This window comes from Arthrobacter sp. E3 (assembly GCF_017353415.1).
Taxonomy (GTDB): Bacteria; Actinomycetota; Actinomycetes; order Actinomycetales; family Micrococcaceae; genus Specibacter.
This window is the reverse complement of the sequence record NZ_JAFMPX010000057.1, coordinates 1-17539: the sequence shown is the minus strand read 5'-3', so window position 1 is coordinate 17539 and position 17539 is coordinate 1. Positions and strand designations below refer to the sequence as shown.

Here is a 17539-nt window from a genome sequence, read left to right as displayed (position 1 = left end):
ACCAACCCGGCAATCTAAAGAACAAGGCAGGGGCCAAAAGGTCCCCGCCATGGTCGTCCTGAAGACGTTCAGAACGACCATGACGGTTCGAGGCCATGAAAAGGACTGTCAAGCACTCCACGGATCAGGAACCGGCCGGACGCTGGTCCTAAAATCAGAAATCCGGTGGCCCACGGCCAAAACCCCTAAAAGACTACTGACCCGAGCACCTAGCGGCGCAGCCGCTTTCTGTAGATAGTGGTGCTCTACAGCGCTACGCCCAGCAGGGCCTCGATGGCATCCGAGATCAGGTCGGCGTCATGTTCGGACGCCAGCTCCGAGGACACCTCAGTTGCAGCCCAAGCGTCGACGGCGGCCAACGCGCGCGGTGCGTCAAGGTCCTGGGACAGCGCTTCCCGCAGTTCAGCCAGGACGAGTTTTCCCGTCCCAACAGGTGCATGAAGCAGCGCTCGACGCCAGCGCTGGAGGCGGAGTTGGGCGTCGTCAAGCAGCTCCTGTGTCCAGAACCAATCAGTGCGGTAATGGTGGGCCAGGATGGCCAGACGGATGACGGCAGGGTCAACCCCCTTGGAGCGCAGCACGGAGACCAACACCAGGTTGCCCAGGGATTTGCTCATCTTTTCGCCGTCCAGGCCCACCATGCCGGTATGGCTGTAGTGCCGGGCCATGGGGGTCTCGCCCAAAGCGAAGGCGTGGCCGGCACCCATTTCGTGGTGCGGGAACACCAGGTCGCTGCCACCGCCCTGAACGGTGAAGGGGCTGGGCAAAAAGCGCCGCGCAATGACCGTGCACTCGATGTGCCAGCCGGGGCGGCCCGCACCCAGAGAGGCGCCGTCCCATGAGGGCTCGCCGTCCCGGGCAACACGCCAGAGCAGGGCGTCAAGAGGGTGGCGCTTGCCGGGGCGCTGGGGGTCCCCACCGCGTTCGGCAAAGAACGGTAGCATTTCTTCCTGCGTCAATCCACTGATCTGCCCGAGCCACCAAGGCGCCTGCAGGTCGGGATCATGCGATGCGGCTGAGGCGGCTTCGATGGAGAAGTAGATGTCGCCGTCGGGCGCGCCATCGGTGCCGGCGACTGGGTAGGCCAGTCCTGCGGCAAGGAGGCTTTCCACCTCGGGCACAATCCAGGCAATGGACTCAACGGCGCCAATGTAGTGATCAGGGGCCAGGACGTTCAGGGCTTCCATGTCCGCTTGGAACAGTGCCGTCTGGGACGCGGCGAGTTCACGCCAGTCGACGCCGTCGCGGTTGGCCCGTTCGAGTAGGGGATCATCAATATCTGTGACATTTTGCACATAATTGACGGCCCGGTTCTGGTCATGCCAGGCCCGGTTCAGCAAGTCAAAGGCCACATACGTTGCAGCGTGGCCGATGTGGGTGGCGTCGTATGGGGTGATGCCGCAGACGTAGAGGCTTGCCTTGTCCGAGTCCGGCAGCGGAACAACCCGCTGTTGGGTGGTTTCATGCAAATGGATGGCCGGCATGGTGCCGGGCAGCTGAGGGAGGGCAGGGGACTTCCAAGTTTTCACAGTGCCAAGCTTACAGTTCCCGCTACGCGGTGATGACGCCGGCACCCAACAGGAGGTACAGGAGAAGTCCCAAGCCGATCCGGTACCAGACGAAAGGGCGGAAGCTCTTGGTGGAGATGAACTTCAGGAACCACCCGATGATGAAATATCCCACAACGAACGCGATGATGGTGGCCAACGCAATTTCGCCGATGCCGAACGGACCCTGGGCGCCTTCGTGCTTGGCGAAGATTCTGTACAGCTCATAGAATCCGCTGCCAAACACGGCGGGGATGGCCAGCAGGAACGAATACCGTGCCGCCGATTCACGCGTATACCCCATTAGCAACCCGGCCGTGATGGTGCCTCCGGAGCGCGAAACACCAGGAATGAGGGCCAACGCCTGGGCGAAACCGTAAATGATGCCGTGCTTGTAGCTCAGGTCCTTGAGTTCCCTGCTTTGGGTGGCGACGGTGTCGGCCACGGCCAGGATCAGGCCAAAAACGATGAGTGTGGTGGCTACAAGCCACAGGTTCCGCAGCGTCGATTCGATTTGGCTTTGGAACAGCACCCCCAGCAGTGCGATGGGAATGCTGCCAATGATCACGAGCCAGCCCATGCGTACGTCCGGCTCGTTGCGCGCCACCCGTCCGCGTAATGACCCCCACCAGGCCTTCACGATGCGGACAATGTCCCGCCAAAAGAAGACCAGCACAGCAGTTTCCGTGCCGAGCTGGCTGACGGCGGTAAAGGCCGCCCCGGGGTCCGCACCGGAGGGCAGGAACTTGCCGACGACAAAAAGATGGGCGCTTGAGGAAATCGGGAGGAATTCAGTCAGGCCTTGGATTAGGCCTAGGAAGGCCGCTTCAAACCAGTTCACGGGTTCAGCCTAAAGCATGCATGGGCTGGAGAGGTTCAGCGCCGCTCCCGGCGGGCGTCATGGTGGCGCACAACGCCCGCACAGTTCACCGTAAGCTTGCAGGTATGGAACAACGATTCATGGGCGCCAGCGGTTTGCGTGTCTCTGCCCTGACCCTGGGCACAATGACCTGGGGCGATGAGACGGATGCACAGTCTGCTGGAACCATGCTGCGCGACTTCATGGACGCCGGCGGCACCACCATTGACACGGCCGGCAGCTACGTTGGGGGCAGAAGCGAGGCCATTTTGGGCGAGTTGCTCGGTGATGTTGTTCCACGCAGCGACGTGGTATTGATGTCAAAAGCCGGCCTCAGCCACCGCAATGGAAAGCGCATGGGCGACACCTCTCGCCGAGCCATGCTCGCAGGACTCGACGCGTCCCTTGCGCGGCTGGGCACAGACCATCTGGACTTGTGGCTTGCCCACATCTGGGATGAGAATGTACCCCTGGAGGAAACCTTGGGTGCCCTTGAATTCGCGGTGAGCAGCGGCAGGGTGCGCTACGCAGGCGTGTCCAACTACAACGGATGGCAGCTGGCGCGAGCGGCAACCCTGTCCGAGGTGCCCCTGGTGGCCAACCAGATTGAATACTCGTTGTTGGAACGCACTGCCGAACAGGAAGTCATCCCTGCGGCCGAGCATGTGGGCGCGGGCTTGTTGTCCTGGGCGCCGCTGGGCCGTGGTGTGTTGACGGGGAAGTACAGGGGGCAGACCCCCGCCGACTCCCGTGGAGCCAGCGCCACCATGAATGGTTATGTGGAAAAATACGTGGCTGGCCACCCGGCCAGGATCACCGAAGCCCTTGTGACAGCGGCCAAGGGACTGCGCCGCACACCCTTGGATGTAGCTTTGAGCTGGCTGCTGGAGCACCACGGCGTCACCTCTGCAGTGGTGGGCCCCAGAACGCACGGGCAACTCAAGGAAGTGCTTTCGTCCTCGCTGGAACCTCTGCCGGAACAAATCACGACGGTGCTGAACGAGGTTTCCAAAATCAGCTAGGACAACTTCCAGTCCTTGTGCTGGTTGCTTTCCTCGTCATCGTCGTCATCATCACTGTCATCGTGAGTGTCGTCGTCGCTGTCCTCGTCGTCGTCTTCATCGCTGTCATCATCGTCGAAGTCGCCGTCGTCTTCTCCGTAGATGACCAATGGCGTGACCTCGTCAAACGCGTCAAAGAGTGCCTCTTCGTAGGCTTCAAAGGCATCGATGATGCCCAGGAACGTGGCCTCGACAATGGGGTCTTCTTCACCCCGGCGCGCGGAAGCCGCCACCAGGTGTTCTTCCAATGCCGAGGTCAGTGCACTCAGGGCTTCGCGGGGATCAATGCTCATGCGCATGACGCTACCAGTGTGCCAGCCAACTTGAAAGTCCTCTTTTCCATGGAAGCTGCCACCCTGTTGTGGAAGGGGGTAGCGTTGGGAGAAGACGCATGGTTCACTGGCCGTGGACGAAAGGAACTTCCATGAAGGAAACGCTGAAACCAGTAGTGACTGGCAGGGGGGCACCGCTGCGCCAATACGAATACCTGGTGATTACAGTCTCTCCCGGTGAGCACGTTCCCACCGCCTACCAGCGCCTGCGTGAACACGCTGAATATGGCAAGTGGGAGCTTGCCCGCAGCACCCTCTATATGGGTGGGCAGCGAAAGTACCTCATGCGCCGCAAGGTGCTGCGCGTTGAACGGACCCTCAACGTCTACTAGCGTGCACCCCCGTCCTATTTCTCGATGGGTCCCAACCAGGCATTGGCAATGGTCGAGTGTGCAGACTCGTCGTCCGAGGGGTGAAAGATCCCGGCGAGCACGTCCCTATAGAGGCGCCCCAGTTCATTGCCGGCAAAGTAGGTCCCGCCACCACTGACCCGGATGATCAAATCAACAACAGTTCGCGCTGTTTCGGTGGCCCTGATCTTCAGCCCCACCAGCTGCGGGAACCACTGTGTCCCGTGGTCGACAAGGTTGTCCACGTCCCGGGCCACCGAAACGAGTTGCGGGTACAACCCGTCCATGGCCAGCGCCGCGTCGGCAATACGCCAGCGGATATCTGGATCCTGGGCATACGACTTTCCGTCGTACTTTTTGGATGTTCGCTTTTTCACGGTGGCCACGCCGATATGTAGCGCCCGCTCCCCCAAGCCCGTATACACGGCAGCCAGCAGCGTTTCAAAGCAGGCGAAGATGGAGAAGATCAACGGGTCGGCGTTGGGCCCCACCGGTAGCTTGCGGAAGACGCGTTCGGCCGGTGCCACCACGCCGTCGAGCACGGTGGTGTTGGATTGGCTGGCCCGCATGCCGAGCGTGTTCCAGTCGTCCTTGATGGTGTATCCGGGTGTTTCACGGTTGATGAATGCGTGCACCAGCACCGGCTCCTCCCCCGTGGAATCCTTGCCAAAGATGCCAAGGCGTGTCCATGCGGGGGACAACGACGTGAAGATTTTTGTTCCAGTAAACGAGTAGCTGCCATCCCCCAGCGACTGTGCCACGGTATTGGAGTCAAACAGCACGGAGTCATTGCCAGCCTCGGAGTTTCCAAAGGCAAACACCTCCCCGGCCACGGCTTCCTGCAGCACGTAGTGCAGTGAGTCGTCCCCCCGCCTTGCCAAAAGATGTGCGACGCCGGTCCACACCAGGTGCATGTTGATCGCCAGTGCGGTGGCTGGGGCGGCTGTCGCCAACCTGCGTTGAGCGGCAGCCACCTGTTCCAGACCAAAGCCGAGTCCGCCGTCGTCCTTCGCGGCAAACATGCGCAGGTAGCCTTGCGCCTTCAACTCCGCCAAGTCTTCGAAAAAGAACTCGTTGCGCTCGTCGTAGCCCTTGGCACGGGCCCGGAACCGTTCAAGGAGGTCCGCGGGCAAAAGGTCGGTCAATGCAGTGGTTTCTGTCTCCGTGGTGCTCATGGTGTGAATCCTCAGTAGGTGCTCAGCAGGCGGTCCAGGACGCGGGCGCCAAATTTTAGCGAGTCGACGGGGACGCGTTCGTCAACGCCGTGGAACATGCCGGTGAAGTCCAGCTCGGGGGGCAGCTGCAACGGTGCAAATCCGTAGCCGGTGATGCCCAGCCGGCTCAGGGACTTGTTGTCCGTGCCGCCGGAAAGCGTATACGGCAGCACGGTGGAGCCTGGATCTTCTGCGTGCAGGGAGTCGATCATGGCGTCGATGAGGTTGCCGGCGAACGGAGTCTCCAACGACACGTCATTGTGGATGGTCGAGATTTCCACGCCCTCACCGGCCAGTTCTCGGACCACTTCAAGGACATGTTCATGCTGTCCCGGCAATGTGCGCACATCAATCATCGCCTCAGCCGTGCCCGGAATCACATTGGCTTTGTAGCCGCCGTTCAGGAACGTCGGGTTTGACGTGTTTTGGAGCGTTGCGCCCACGAAGCGCGACACCGTGCCGAGCTGGTCCAGTAGGACGTCCGGGTTGGACTCATCGAATTCAATGCCTGTCAGCTCGGAAACACCTTCCAGGAATGCTCGCGTGGTGTCGGTGTATTCAATGGGCCACCGGTGGTCACCGATGCGGGTCACAGCACGGGCCAGGCGGGTCACTGCGTTGTCCGTGTTGATGTGCGAGCCGTGACCGGCCCGGCCATGGGCCGTGAGGCGCAGCCAGGCCAGACCCTTCTCGGCCGTTTGCAGCAGATACGCTCGATTGCCGTTGATTTCCGTGGAGAAGCCGCCCACCTCGGAAATGGCTTCAGTGGCCCCTTCAAAGAGTTCGGGCCTGTTGTCCACGGACCAGCGGGCGCCGTAGGTGCCACCGGCTTCCTCGTCGGCGAAGAAGGCAAACACGATGTCACGTTTGGGTTTGCGCTTTTCCCGTCCCATGGAGCGCATGACGGACAGGATCATGGCATCCATGTCCTTCATATCCACCGCTCCCCTGCCCCATATCAGGCCATCGTGGATTTCGCCGCCGAAGGGGTCCATGCTCCAGTCCGCGGCTTGGGCGGGGACAACATCCAAATGGCCGTGGACCACAAGCGCCGGAAGGGATGAGTCGCTTCCCTCAATGCGGGTGACCACGTTGGCCCGCCCCGGTGAGGACTCATAAAGTTCAGCGGACAGCCCGGCTTCGGAAATCAGTGCGGCAGTGTGCTCGGCAATGGCACGCTCCCCCGGTCCTTCATTGTCAGCAAAGTTGCTGGTGTCGAACCGGATGAGATCGGCGCAGATGCCCGCAACTTCATCCTCGGGCCTGATGGTGTTCACGGGCAATCTCCTTAGTGCTTGGCAGTGCCTCCACCCTACCGTTTCCGTTGATTCCGTCAGTGGGCGGGTGGGCCGCACGGCCAGGGGGTGCCCGATTGTTCTTTCATCCGAAAGTCGTGCTATTGTTTTCATCGCTGCTGCGGGAGACAACGATTCAACCGAATGGAAGAATCAGTGTCCTGCGATCACCTGCGCGGGTGGCGGAATGGCAGACGCGCTAGCTTGAGGTGCTAGTCCTGGAAACGGGGTGGGGGTTCAAGTCCCCCTCCGCGCACTGACAGACTCCCTGGGAACCACGGTTCCCAGGGAGTCTTTTTTGTTTGCCGGAGAATGTCAGTGGGCCGCGCTAACCTCGGAACAAGCAACACAGGAACGCAGCAACAAAGAGTGAAGGAGCCAGCACCATGGAGACGGTCAGCCACGCCGGCAAAAAAGCTGAGAAGACGCTCAAGCTCATCACTAAACTTTTGGCGAAGGCGGAGAGCACCCCCTTCCCCGCTGAGGCCCAAACCTTTCAGGAACATGCCGAGCGCCTCATGGTGCGCTACGGCATTGAGCAGGCAAGCATCGACGCCGAGGCGGGGAAGGCCGGCAAGCCCCAAGAGCCCATGGTGGAGCAGCGTTTTGAACTCAACGGCCAGTATCGCGTGGGTTTGGCACGAGGTTTCACCCTGATAGCCCTGGCCTTCAACACGGTCCGGGTACTACAGGCCAACACGAGTGCTGCGAAGATCATGTACTTGATCGGGGCTGAGTCCGACGTCGCCCAGATCCTTCGTCTTTTCGCCTCCCTCAGATTGCAGCTGGAAACCGCCCTGCAGGCCTGGTGGCTCGACTACCGTTACAAGCCCTATTTGACTCCGCATGAGAAAACCCTTGAACGACGCCAGTTCCAGCTCGCCTTCCTGGCCACGGTGGCGCATCGCATCGAGGCTGTGCACAGTTCCGAAGCGGCGGCTGCCGAGCCGGGCACCAGCATTGTTCTTGCCGGGCGGCGGGAACGGGCGGACGAGCACGTGCAGGCGTTGTATCCGGCGCTCCGTTCCGCCCGCAGGCAGCCCATGTCCTACGGTTCCTCCTCTGCCCATGCAGCTGGCAGCCACGCCGGGACGATGGCGTCTGTCAACGGTGCCGTAGACGCGGCCCGCCGCAACACTCTTCCCGGTCATCCCCGGATGCCCTGAGAGCTACGTTCCCACGCAACAAGGGTTCCCACAGGCATGCCTGAAGCGTGCTTCGCACGATATTTAGCCGTCTTGGCGGGCTTGGCTGCGGTGACACTGGCACTGTTGGTGAACGTGGCTTTGATTGGCACGGACAGCGTATATGCGGCACGCACTGACAGCACACCGCTTGAAATTGTTGAGCCTGCCTCCACGTTCCGTTCTGCAGGTCCGGGTTCCGCCATGGATTGGGGCAAACTCGGCATGCAGGGCCGGGCCTTTGTGGGCGGCGGTCCACATCCGAGCAGATCTTAGAGCTAACGCAGCGCTGTCTGCGAAAGAACTCAAGCGACTGGCGGCTTTCCACGAGGCACCTTGGTGATCGCCATGCCTACAGGGTTCGGATGGTTGGAACGGCAAGCTTTGCAGTCCGTTGAATACTTGTACGGTGGCGACACCGCCATTGTGTCGATGAAATATTCCAACCAGCCAAGCTGGGTGTCGTTCCTGTTCCACCAGGAGCTTCCACGTGAATCTTCTCTGGCTCTGTACCAAGCGATTAAGAAGGAATGGCTGGCGCTGCCGAGTGGCAAACGGCCCGCACTGCTGGTGTACGGGTTCCTCGCCGTGGCAGCCGGTGTATGAGGCAGGACGGAATATTCGCTGGCTTTCCAACCGCGCGGATTTTGATACCCTGACCGGTCCGTGGGTGCCGGCCCGAATTGCCTACCTGCAACATGGCACTGATGCAGTGACGTGGTTAACGCCGCGACTGATCGGGCAAAAGCCCGACTGGCTCACCGGAAGTGCGGCCGCCGGTGGGAGGGCGCCGGACGTCAGTGACTCCATGGTGTGGATTCCACTGGGCACCTACCTGCAGGTGGCCTTTGACATGTTCCTGGGGGAAGCCGTTCCGGCCCGGCACAGCCACAACTTTGGTGATGTGGCCGTGGAGGCATGGAACGGTGTGTCTCCCAGCGGCTTGGAGCCGGCCACGGTGGGCAAGATCCAGGCACTCATGGCTGCGATTCCCTACGAGGACTCAATCGATAACTGAGCGGCCTGCCGAAACCGAGCCATTGAAGTACTTTCTGGCCGTGCGCGCATCCCACGCGGTGAACACCGAACTCAACCAAGCGCCGTCGTCCGTCCGGTGGTCAACGACCTCCAACGAGACAGTGGCGGGTAGGAACATCGGGGAATCAAAGGCGATGTCCCAGTAAAAGGTGTCGGGCTTGGATTGCGGAACAGTGGCCAACACCCGGGCCGCCGCGTACATGCCATGGGCAATGGACCGCCGCAAACCCAATGCCTTCGCGCTCAACACGCTCAAGTGGATGGGGTTGAAGTCCCCCGAAACGGCAGCATAGGCACGTCCGGTGTCCACACCAAGGCGCCACTGCGCGGTAGGTGCGGGCGGAATGAAGTCCACACGAGCAGCCGCCGTCGTTGGTTTGTCCAGCCCTGGTAGGAACACACCCTTGGCCAGATAGGTGGACACGCCGCGCCAGAGCAGTTCAGTGCCGTCGGCATTGTGGATTTCCGCAACGATCTGCACTTGGGTGCCGCTGCGATGCCCTGTCAGGTCGCGTGCCCAGGCGCGCACCGATAGTTCGTCGCTGAACAGCACCGGCGCCAAGTGTTCCACGTCGTTGCGCAAGTGGATCATGCCCAGCAGCGGCAGCGGAAAGTCTTCCTGAACCATGACACTCATGGCCACCGGGAACACAAACGCATGCAAGTATCCGGAGGGCAGCACGTCGCGGGCAGGTTCTCCCATCAGGTGAGCAAACTCCGTCACCTTGGCCAGATCAGCACTAACCCCCCGCACTTCAATGGCCCGTGCAGGCAATGCCAGAACAGGTTCTGCACGCACCAGCCGGCTCTTGGCCGCCGTGGCCGCGGCATTGACGTACAGTTTCGACAGTGACGGCATCTCCGTCAACAACGTCTCGGCTGTCATTGCCCCACCAAGTTCTGTCCGCAAACACGCAGGATGTTCGCGGTCACACCGGCCGCCTGGGGCTGGGCGAAGAACGCGATGGTCTCCGCCACGTCCCGAGGCTTGCCACCTTGCTGGAGGCTATTCAGCCGGCGGGCCACTTCACGGGTGGCGAACGGGATCTTGGCTGTCATGTCCGTTTCAATGAAGCCCGGGGCGACGGCGTTCACCGTCCCACCGCTGGCAGCCATCAAGGGCGCGGTGGACCTCACCATACCGATAATGCCGGCCTTGGATGCGGCGTAGTTGCTTTGGCCGCGGTTACCGGCAATGCCGCTGGTAGAGGAGACACTGATGATGCGTCCGTTGCTGGCAAAACTCTCATTGGCGAGCAGTGCCTTGTTCATGCGCAGCTGCGCTTCAAGGTTGACAGCCACCACGGAATCCCAGCGGGCTGCATCCATATTGGCCAGCAGCTTGTCCCGGGTGATGCCGGCGTTGTGAACAACAATGTCGAGGCGGCCAAAACGGCTCATGGCGTGTTCCAGGATGCGGCTGCCAGCCTCCGGATCGGTGATGTCCAGCTGTAGGGACGTGCCATGGATTTCATTGGCGACGGCGGCCAAATGATCGCCTGCGGCAGGGATGTCGACAGCTACTACGGTGGCCCCGTCACGGGCGAGAGTGCGGGCAATGGCTGCCCCAATCCCCCGCGCAGCGCCGGTGACAACGGCAACGTTTCCTTCCAGCGGCTTGTCCCAATGGGGTGCCTGCCGTGAGCCTTCGCTTGCTGCTGTGAGGAACTGCCCGTCAACAAAGGCCGAACGGCCGGAGAGGAAGAAGCGCAAAGCAGCCATGGCGCTGGGCGAACCGGCAGGAATTCCGTTTTGCAACACAATGCCGTTGGCGGTTGCTCCGGCACGGAGCTCCTTGGCAAGTGAGCGCACAATGCCGTCAACAGCGTTGCGTGCCGCAGCAACTTCCGGCGCGTCCGCCACGGACACTTCGCGGGAGATGCTCACAACCCGTGCGTTCTTGTTCAGGTCACGTAGCGCGGCACCAATGGCCAGCATGGGCTCCGAGAGGCCGCCCGGATTCGCCAAGTCGTCGAGCACCACCACGATGGCGCCCAGCTTCTCCTTGGGTGTCGCATGCCTGCGTACGTCCTGGTGCCAATCAAGCAAGACTTTCGCAACGGCGTCGGCCCCTGCTCCGTGTCCCAGGACCACAATGGGCCCTTCGACGAGAGGCGCGTGGGGGCTGTAGCGGCGCAGGATGGCCGGTTGCGGCAGGCCCAGTCGTTTGGCCAGGTCCCGGCCAATTCCGGCACTGACGAATTCAGTGTATTTGTCGGCCTTCTCGCGTCCGCCAGCTGCCCTGTTGCTTGAAGCGCTGTTGTTTGAAGACTTGTTGTGTGAGGTCGTGCTTTGCGGGGTCATGGGATCACCGTGCTTCCAGGATGGCGACGACGCCCTGGCCGCCAGCGGCGCAGACGGAGATCAACCCGCGGGCGGGGCGCCCGTCAACTTGTCCACGTTCGTGGAGCATCTTGGCGAGGGTGGCGATGAGGCGGCCACCTGTTGCGGCAAACGGGTGCCCGGCGGCAAGGGAGGAACCGTTGACATTGAGCTTGGACCTGTCGATGGAGCCGAATGCTCCGTCCAGACCCAGCCGTGTGATGCCAAATTCCTCATCTTCCCAAGCGGCCAGGGTGCTCAACACCGTTCCAGCGAAGGCCTCGTGGATTTCGAAGTAGTCAAAGTCGGCCAGCGTAAGGCCGTTGCGGGCCAGCAGCCTCGGGACGGCAAACGCGGGGGCCATGAGAAGCCCATCCTTGCCGTGGACAAAGTCAACGGCGCCTGCTTCACCGTCAACGACGTCGGCCAGGATGGGGAGTTCCCGGGCAGCTGCCCATGCCTCGGAGGCCAACAACACCGTGGAGGCTCCGTCTGTCAGGGGCGTGGAGTTCCCCGCCGTCATGGTGGCCGCATCCCCCAGCGACTTGCCAAAGACAGGCTTGAGCTTGGCAAGCTTTTCCATGCTGGAATCTGCTCGCAGATTCGAGTCCCGGCTCAGGCCGCGGAATGGAGTCAGGAGGTCGTCAAAGAAGTTCCTGTCATAGGCTGCGGCCAAGTTCTTGTGGCTGGCCAGTGCCAGTTCGTCCTGCGCCTCGCGGCTGATCTTCCACTGTGCCGTGGTGAGTGCCTGGTGTTCACCCATGGACAGACCCGTGCGGGGTTCGCCAGTGGACGGTGCGTCGGGGCTGAGGTCCTTGGGCCTGATGCGGCTCAGAGTCTTGAGCTTCTGGCCCGTGGTCTTGGCGCGATTGAGGTCGAGCAGGATGGCACGCAGGCCTTCGCTGACCGAGATCGGGGCGTCGGAGGCGGAGTCAACGCCACCGGCAATGGCTGAATCGATTTGGCCCAGCTTGATTTTGTTGGAGAGCCCGATAACTGCCTCCATGCCTGTAGCACATGCTTGCTGCAGGTCATAGGCGGGGGTGGTGGCGGCCAGGGCCGAACCGAGAACGGCTTCGCGGGTGAGGTTGAAGTCCCGGGAATGCTTGAGCACGGCGCCAGCGGCCACTTCACCAATCTGTTCACCGGCCAATCCGAAGCGAGCTACCAAACCGTCGAGCGCGGCGGTCAACATGTCTTGATTTGAGGAGTGCGCGTAGGCGCCGCCCGTGCGGGCAAAGGGAATGCGGTTTCCGCCAACAATGACTGCTTTGCGGATACCGGGTGTTGTGGGGGTGGTCATAGAGCCCTCTCCTAGGGTGGTCCAACTTGTTCTTGATACCCAGCGTACCTGATACGCTGAGTATCGTGAAGAACACTCAGCAACGAGCCTCCGCTTCCCATTTCGGTGAGCAGCCCACCCAGCTGCAGGACAACCCTGATGCTGTCGACCCTGCTCCTGTGGACGGGCGTTCGGCGAGATGGGATGCCCATCGCGAGGAACGCCGTCGTGACTTGATCAACGTGGCCAGGCGGGCCATTCACCGGCTGGGTCCGGATGCCTCCATGGAGGACATTGCCGCCACGGCCGGAACGTCAAAGTCCGTCTTCTACCGCTATTTTGGCGACAAGTCAGGGCTGCGGCACGCCGTCGGCTCAGTGGTCATCCGGCAGATGCAGCAGACTATCGCGGCAGCACGGCAGGCGGCAACGGATCCCCGAGAGGGTGTCACTGCAATGGTCGCTGCCTACCTTCAAATGGCGCAGACCTCCCCCAACGTCTACTCTTTCGCCACCCTTCCGGGCGACGGCGACACAAGGCAGTCGGGTGAACTCAGCAGCTTCTTTGACTCGGTAACGGTAATGATTACCGAACCGTTGCGGCACTTGCTGGTGGATTCGGCGTCGCCCTTGCTCAGCTATTGGCCCACAGCCGCCATCGGGCTGGTGCGTTCCGCCGGTGAACTGTGGCTGCAAGCTCCTTGCGATGCGTCCAAACCAGACTCCAACGCCATGGCGGAACAGATTTCCGCATGGCTTTTCGATGGCGTAGGGCACCACGTCCCGCCAGCCTCCCCCGTTCAGTAACTGCAGCAGAAGGATAATCATGACAAATGTAATGACAGCTTCTCCATTGAGCGTTCCCGACGAAGACGGAGTGGATGTTGCCGCCCTCGGAGAGGTGCTTCTGGGCCAGTGGGCGGAAGTCAGGCTGATGGCCCGTGAACTGGCCGGCAGGCCTGAGCTGCACAAAGTTGAGGGCCTCTCCCACACCGAGCATCGCAAGCGCGTGTATGACCAGTTGGGCATTCTTGTGGAAAACAACGCGGTGCACCGTGCATTCCCCTCTCGGTTGGGTGGAAGCAACGACCCCGGTGGCAACGTTGCGGGCTTTGAAGAACTCGTCATTGCCGACCCCTCGTTACAGATCAAGGGCGGCGTCCAGTGGGGCCTGTTTGGTTCGGCCGTGATGCATCTGGGGAACCAGGAGCACCAGGACAAGTGGCTGCCCGGCATCATGAGTGTTGAGATTCCCGGCTGCTTTGCCATGACGGAGATCGGGCACGGCTCCGATGTTGCCTCGATCGCAACTACGGCAACCTACGATCCCAAGACACAGGAATTCGTCATAAACACCCCCTTCCGGGCGGCGTGGAAGGAGTACATCGGCAATGCTGCGGTGGACGGTCTGGCCGCTGTGGTGTTTGCCCAGCTCATCACGAAGAGCGTCAACCATGGTGTGCACGCCTTCTATGTGGAACTGCGCGACCCGACGACGAAGAAATTCCTGCCGGGCGTCCAAGGCCTTGATGACAATATCAAGGGCGGGCTCAACGGCATCGACAATGGGCGGTTGGCGTTCAACAGTGTACGCATCCCCCGCACGAACCTGCTCAACCGCTATGGGGACGTGGCCGTTGACGGCACTTACAGTTCACCGATAGCAAGCCCCGGGCGCCGTTTCTTCACGATGCTCGGAACACTGGTGCAGGGACGCGTCTCCTTGAACGGTGCGGCGGTGGCTGCTTCCAAGGTGGGTTTGAAGATCGCCATTCAGTATGCGACGGAACGCCGCCAGTTCAACGCTGCTTCGGACACTGAGGAAGTGGTGCTGCTTGACTACCAGCGCCACCAGCGCCGCCTGTTGCCATTGTTGGCAACCACGTATGCTGCAGCGTTTGCACACGAGGAACTACTCGTGAAGTTCGACGACGTTTTTTCCGGGGCACACGACACCGATGAAGACCGGCAGGACCTGGAGACGTTGGCAGCCGCGTTGAAGTCGCTGACCACCTGGCACGCCCTTGACACCCTGCAGGAATGCCGGGAAGCCTGCGGCGGCGCTGGATTCATGGTGGAGAACCGGCTCACGTCGCTGCGTGCGGACCTTGACGTCTACGCCACTTTTGAAGGTGACAACACGGTGTTGCTGCAGTTGGTTGCCAAGCGTTTGTTGGGCGATTACAGCAAGGAGTTCCGCAACCTTGATTTCGGCGTGTTGGCACGCTTCTTCGCTGGACAGGCGGCCGACTTGACCATCAACAAGACGGGCCTGCGCCAGGTTGCACAGTTTGTGGCTGACAGCGGTTCGGCGCAGAAGTCCGCCAAGGCGCTGAAGGATGCCGACACGCAGAATCAGATGCTGGCGGACCGCGTGCAGACCATGGTGGCTGAAGTTGCAGGCGCACTCCGAGAGGCCGCGAAGCTGCCGAAGGAGAAGGGCGCCGAGGTCTTCAACGCCCACCAGAATGAATTGATTGAGGCTGCCAGGGCGCATGCTGAGCTGCTTCAGTGGGAGGCGTTCACGGCTGCTCTGGAACGCGTCAAGGATCCCGGCACCAAGAGGGTTCTCACCCGCCTGCGTGACTTGTTTGGACTGACTTTGATTGAAAAGCACCTTGATTGGTACTTGATGAACGGCCGCATCTCCATGCAGCGCGCCCGCACCCTGTCCCCCTACATCAACCGAATTCTGGCGAAACTGCGCCCCCACGCCGTGGACCTGGTGGATGCTTTCGGTTACGGTCCTGAGCATCTGAGGGCCACCATTGCAACGGGCATAGAGCGCGAACGCCAGGATGAGGCGCGCGACTATTACCGCGAGCTGCGTGCTTCATCTCATGCACCCATTGATGAGAAGACGCTCATTCAAAAGGCGAAGGCTGCTTCCAAGAAGTAGCAGCGGGAGGTATTCCCGCAACGTACGACGGCGGCATCCAGACTTTCTGGGTGTCGCCGTCGGCCTTCCCTACAGTGCCCAGTGCTGGTTCCGTGGGTGACAGGTTGGGATTGCTGCCATTTCTATTAGCGAGTTTTCCATCTAGCAACCGACGCCTTGGGGGTTGGTGATGCAATCGTCGGCGTAGAGGCGGGTGATGGCACGCCAGACGGTGAGGCCCAGAGGCGGCGAAGGAATGTTGCCTTGGCCGGGGATGGGAAGGAAGGGCCCTCCGTTGACGTTGTAGCTGCCGGTGAAGTGGGTGGTGAGGTTGATGCTGAGCTTTCCAGTAGTGGTGTAAATGTGGCTCGTTTGTGTTTGTTCCCCGACACGGTCTTGGTGCAGGGGCGCCCCGTGGATGGCCGTGGGCCCCCAGACGTCGCCGTCTCCGTAATCCCAGGTGTAGGCGACGGGAACTGCGGTGATGGTGACTTGTTGTTCGAGAAGGGTCAGGGCGAAGGTCTGCGTGGTGGCAGTGGCGTAGACGTTGGTATCTTTCCCGCGGAGGGTGTGAGGCCCTGGCTGACTGCCGATGGTAGCGGGGGCGATGGGCGTGTGCTGGAATTCGCTGCTGATTTGGGCGGCGATTTCTGCCAAGATGTCTCTCGGTTTCTCGCCTTGAACGCAGACCGGGCCGGAATCGTAGGTCCAATTCGGAGGCGTGCTGCTTCTCAGGCTTTTGTACCAGTAGACAGCAGTGCTTTTGGGTGCGTCAGTGTCGGCTGGGTTGTTGATGGCTGCACATGGTGGCATGACGGAAGCGCATTCCGGGAAGGTGACGCTGTCACCTGAAGTGCAGGCAACCCTGGCCTCGTAGATGAATGGATCCTGCGGACCAGTAGAGGGCGCTTTACCGTAGAGTGAACCATCGCTGGCCGATTTCCAAGCCCCGTTCCCGATACCGCCGTCATCCCACACTGCGGTTTGATTCTCATCAGATTCGGCTGTGACGGTGATGATCATCGATAGTGATGCCACCATGCCTATAGTCACAAAGATTTTAAGTAACTTGATCACGGCTAGTCCTTGGTCAGATGTTCCGCGGTCCGAGCTATCCATTTGCCTTCTCTGAAAGATGCGACGACTATGTCTGCCCTTGCGATGGACGGAGGATAGGCCTTGTACAGGCTTTGGTCGGTTTCGAAGTAGCGCGCTGGGGACTGCTGAACCACAACGATAGCTTGATACGTGCCGTCTTCATCTTCTTCAAAGGAGCTCGTCGAGGAATGGACGGTCATAAGGCCACCAACTATCCAGCCCCCTTTGGCATACCACTTTCCTACAGGGCCGTTAATGTTGGCACACGTGGTGCAATCGGCTTCAGTAATAGCCATCATGGGGCCCGGATCACCGGTTTCGAAAACGTAGCCGAGGGTGGCATACCAGTGTTCTGCGAACGCGAGTAAGCCTTCTTTGCTGAACTCTTTAGCTTTTTTTGGCAGGACGGGAACGGGTACGTTTTGAGCCGGGCCGTTGGCCGTTGCGGGTTGATAGACGGCAACGCTGGAGGGGGTCGCCGTGGCTGGTGCAGAAGCCTCAATGCCAGTCTTGGTTGGGGTGTTGGTGCCGGTGCCAGTGGCTTCTGGCGGTGTTGGGGTAGTGCTGCACCCGGTAAGTATCAGGAGCGCGGAGACAAAGATGGTCGCGCCGGCCGTTCGATTCTTCCGGCCCGCTCGGAGCCACTGTGTGATGGTGCTATTCCTCATCGCAGGCCCCTGCCCGTGGTGCTGATAGCGGTGTGGCATCGTCCTTGACGCCCAACCGCTGTGGCTTCCTACCAAAATACACTGCCCCGGCAGGACGTGCCAGAAGTTATCCACACCACGTCTATGGCAAGCATCAGCACCTCTCACAAGTAGGGCGGCACAGCGAAAACCCGCCTCGCTGGCGCCACCTCGATAACGGACGATTACGCCATGCTTCGGCACAAAGCCTTCGACCACCATGTCGCTCGCTAACCAGCCCCCGGGTACAACTTGGAGCTGAACCGTGCGTGTTGGTGTGTTGTTTCCTGCACAGGGTGGGGTTGGGTGTTTGGTTGTGCACATTCGGTGTTCGGTAGGGTTGGATGTCAGTGCCTTCTTATAGAATATGTTTATGGAAGCAACGGCGAGGGTG

General features: G+C 60.9%; 16 protein-coding genes, 1 tRNA gene and 1 pseudogene. 8 read left to right on the top strand and 10 right to left on the bottom strand.

Annotated features, from left to right (window positions below; translation table 11 throughout):
• Positions 1-245 precede the first annotated feature (245 nt).
• Both mshC and JMA46_RS16090 read right to left on the bottom strand, forming a co-directional pair.
• Entirely contained in the window at positions 246-1529 is a 1284-nt protein-coding gene (gene mshC / locus JMA46_RS16095; RefSeq protein WP_207346359.1) for a cysteine--1-D-myo-inosityl 2-amino-2-deoxy-alpha-D-glucopyranoside ligase, read from the bottom strand.
• A 22-nt stretch (positions 1530-1551) separates the two neighbouring features.
• Positions 1552-2388, bottom strand: a complete 837-nt coding sequence (locus JMA46_RS16090) for an undecaprenyl-diphosphate phosphatase (protein WP_207346358.1) — start codon at positions 2386-2388, stop codon at positions 1552-1554.
• Between the two features lie 104 nt (positions 2389-2492).
• On the opposite strand from JMA46_RS16090, the gene JMA46_RS16085 reads away from it, so the two are divergent.
• Positions 2493-3428 carry an aldo/keto reductase gene (locus tag JMA46_RS16085; RefSeq protein WP_207346357.1) on the top strand — a complete coding sequence of 312 codons (936 nt, stop codon included), beginning with the start codon at positions 2493-2495 and terminating at the stop codon, positions 3426-3428.
• On the opposite strand, the gene JMA46_RS16080 is transcribed toward JMA46_RS16085, so the two are convergent.
• Positions 3425-3760 (bottom strand): primosomal protein, encoded by a 336-nt coding sequence (locus JMA46_RS16080; RefSeq protein WP_207346356.1) that lies wholly within the window; start codon positions 3758-3760, stop codon positions 3425-3427. The genes JMA46_RS16085 and JMA46_RS16080 overlap by 4 nt on opposite strands.
• A gap of 131 nt (positions 3761-3891) precedes the next feature.
• Between JMA46_RS16080 and JMA46_RS16075 the strand changes: the two genes are divergently transcribed.
• Positions 3892-4131, top strand: coding sequence for a DUF5703 family protein (locus tag JMA46_RS16075; protein WP_207346355.1), 240 nt, complete (start codon positions 3892-3894; stop codon positions 4129-4131).
• A 14-nt stretch (positions 4132-4145) separates the two neighbouring features.
• On the opposite strand, the gene JMA46_RS16070 is transcribed toward JMA46_RS16075, so the two are convergent.
• Both JMA46_RS16070 and JMA46_RS16065 read right to left on the bottom strand, forming a co-directional pair.
• Positions 4146-5324 carry an acyl-CoA dehydrogenase family protein gene (locus tag JMA46_RS16070; protein WP_207346354.1) on the bottom strand — a complete coding sequence of 393 codons (1179 nt, stop codon included), beginning with the start codon at positions 5322-5324 and terminating at the stop codon, positions 4146-4148.
• Positions 5325-5335: 11 nt separating this feature from the next.
• Positions 5336-6640: a M20/M25/M40 family metallo-hydrolase gene (locus JMA46_RS16065; RefSeq protein ID WP_207346353.1), complete on the bottom strand. Its 1305-nt coding sequence runs from the start codon at positions 6638-6640 to the stop codon at positions 5336-5338.
• A 191-nt stretch (positions 6641-6831) separates the two neighbouring features.
• Here JMA46_RS16065 and JMA46_RS16060 point away from each other — a divergent pair.
• The 4 genes and pseudogenes from JMA46_RS16060 to JMA46_RS16040 all read left to right on the top strand — a co-directional run bounded on the left by JMA46_RS16060 (position 6832) and on the right by JMA46_RS16040 (position 8860).
• Positions 6832-6914, top strand: a tRNA-Leu gene (locus JMA46_RS16060).
• Between the two features lie 130 nt (positions 6915-7044).
• Positions 7045-7824, top strand: a complete 780-nt coding sequence (locus JMA46_RS16055; protein ID WP_207346352.1) for a DUF2786 domain-containing protein — start codon at positions 7045-7047, stop codon at positions 7822-7824.
• A 36-nt stretch (positions 7825-7860) separates the two neighbouring features.
• On the top strand, positions 7861-8118 hold the full coding sequence (locus JMA46_RS16050) for an alpha/beta-hydrolase N-terminal domain-containing protein (RefSeq protein WP_207346351.1): 258 nt from the start codon (positions 7861-7863) through the stop codon (positions 8116-8118).
• Positions 8119-8190: 72 nt separating this feature from the next.
• Positions 8191-8860 (top strand): annotated as a pseudogene (locus tag JMA46_RS16040) (alpha/beta-hydrolase family protein).
• Here the strand turns inward: JMA46_RS16040 and JMA46_RS16035 are convergent.
• From JMA46_RS16035 to JMA46_RS16025, 3 genes are read right to left on the bottom strand one after another with little or no spacing between them, the layout of a single operon-like run.
• A complete protein-coding gene (locus tag JMA46_RS16035) occupies positions 8846-9766 on the bottom strand; it encodes a MaoC/PaaZ C-terminal domain-containing protein (protein ID WP_207346348.1) in 921 nt (306 codons plus the stop codon). The pseudogene JMA46_RS16040 and the gene JMA46_RS16035 sit on opposite strands and share 15 nt — an antisense overlap.
• Entirely contained in the window at positions 9763-11184 is a 1422-nt protein-coding gene (locus JMA46_RS16030; RefSeq protein WP_207346347.1) for a 3-oxoacyl-ACP reductase, read from the bottom strand. Before JMA46_RS16030 ends, JMA46_RS16035 begins: the two co-directional genes overlap by 4 nt.
• A 4-nt stretch (positions 11185-11188) precedes the next feature.
• On the bottom strand, positions 11189-12505 hold the full coding sequence (locus JMA46_RS16025) for an acetyl-CoA C-acetyltransferase (protein ID WP_207346346.1): 1317 nt from the start codon (positions 12503-12505) through the stop codon (positions 11189-11191).
• A 65-nt stretch (positions 12506-12570) separates the two neighbouring features.
• Here JMA46_RS16025 and JMA46_RS16020 point away from each other — a divergent pair, with 65 nt between their 5' ends.
• Both JMA46_RS16020 and JMA46_RS16015 read left to right on the top strand, forming a co-directional pair.
• On the top strand, positions 12571-13290 hold the full coding sequence (locus JMA46_RS16020) for a TetR family transcriptional regulator (RefSeq protein ID WP_348770199.1): 720 nt from the start codon (positions 12571-12573) through the stop codon (positions 13288-13290).
• Positions 13291-13309: 19 nt separating this feature from the next.
• A complete protein-coding gene (locus tag JMA46_RS16015) occupies positions 13310-15382 on the top strand; it encodes an acyl-CoA dehydrogenase (protein ID WP_207346345.1) in 2073 nt (690 codons plus the stop codon).
• Between the two features lie 141 nt (positions 15383-15523).
• On the opposite strand, the gene JMA46_RS17355 is transcribed toward JMA46_RS16015, so the two are convergent.
• Both JMA46_RS17355 and JMA46_RS16005 read right to left on the bottom strand, forming a co-directional pair.
• On the bottom strand, positions 15524-16438 hold the full coding sequence (locus JMA46_RS17355; protein WP_247647376.1) for a hypothetical protein: 915 nt from the start codon (positions 16436-16438) through the stop codon (positions 15524-15526).
• Between the two features lie 2 nt (positions 16439-16440).
• Positions 16441-17539, bottom strand: a 1099-nt coding sequence (locus JMA46_RS16005; RefSeq protein ID WP_207346344.1) for a DUF6318 family protein, incomplete at its 5' end; no start/stop codon positions are given.

Excerpts from the sequence above, each read along its gene's own strand:
- JMA46_RS16080 (WP_207346356.1), bottom strand. The coding sequence starts at position 3,760 with ATGAGCATTGATCCCCGCGAAGCCCTGAGTGCACTGACCTCGGCATTG.
- JMA46_RS16070 (WP_207346354.1), bottom strand. The coding sequence starts at position 5,324 with ATGAGCACCACGGAGACAGAAACCACTGCATTGACCGACCTTTTGCCC.
- JMA46_RS16025 (WP_207346346.1), bottom strand. The coding sequence starts at position 12,505 with ATGACCACCCCCACAACACCCGGTATCCGCAAAGCAGTCATTGTTGGC.
- JMA46_RS16035 (WP_207346348.1), bottom strand. The coding sequence starts at position 9,766 with ATGACAGCCGAGACGTTGTTGACGGAGATGCCGTCACTGTCGAAACTG.
- JMA46_RS16055 (WP_207346352.1), top strand. The coding sequence starts at position 7,045 with ATGGAGACGGTCAGCCACGCCGGCAAAAAAGCTGAGAAGACGCTCAAG.
- JMA46_RS16030 (WP_207346347.1), bottom strand. The coding sequence starts at position 11,184 with ATGACCCCGCAAAGCACGACCTCACACAACAAGTCTTCAAACAACAGC.
- JMA46_RS16075 (WP_207346355.1), top strand. The coding sequence starts at position 3,892 with ATGAAGGAAACGCTGAAACCAGTAGTGACTGGCAGGGGGGCACCGCTG.
- JMA46_RS16015 (WP_207346345.1), top strand. The coding sequence starts at position 13,310 with ATGACAAATGTAATGACAGCTTCTCCATTGAGCGTTCCCGACGAAGAC.
- JMA46_RS16050 (WP_207346351.1), top strand. The coding sequence starts at position 7,861 with ATGCCTGAAGCGTGCTTCGCACGATATTTAGCCGTCTTGGCGGGCTTG.
- JMA46_RS16085 (WP_207346357.1), top strand. The coding sequence starts at position 2,493 with ATGGAACAACGATTCATGGGCGCCAGCGGTTTGCGTGTCTCTGCCCTG.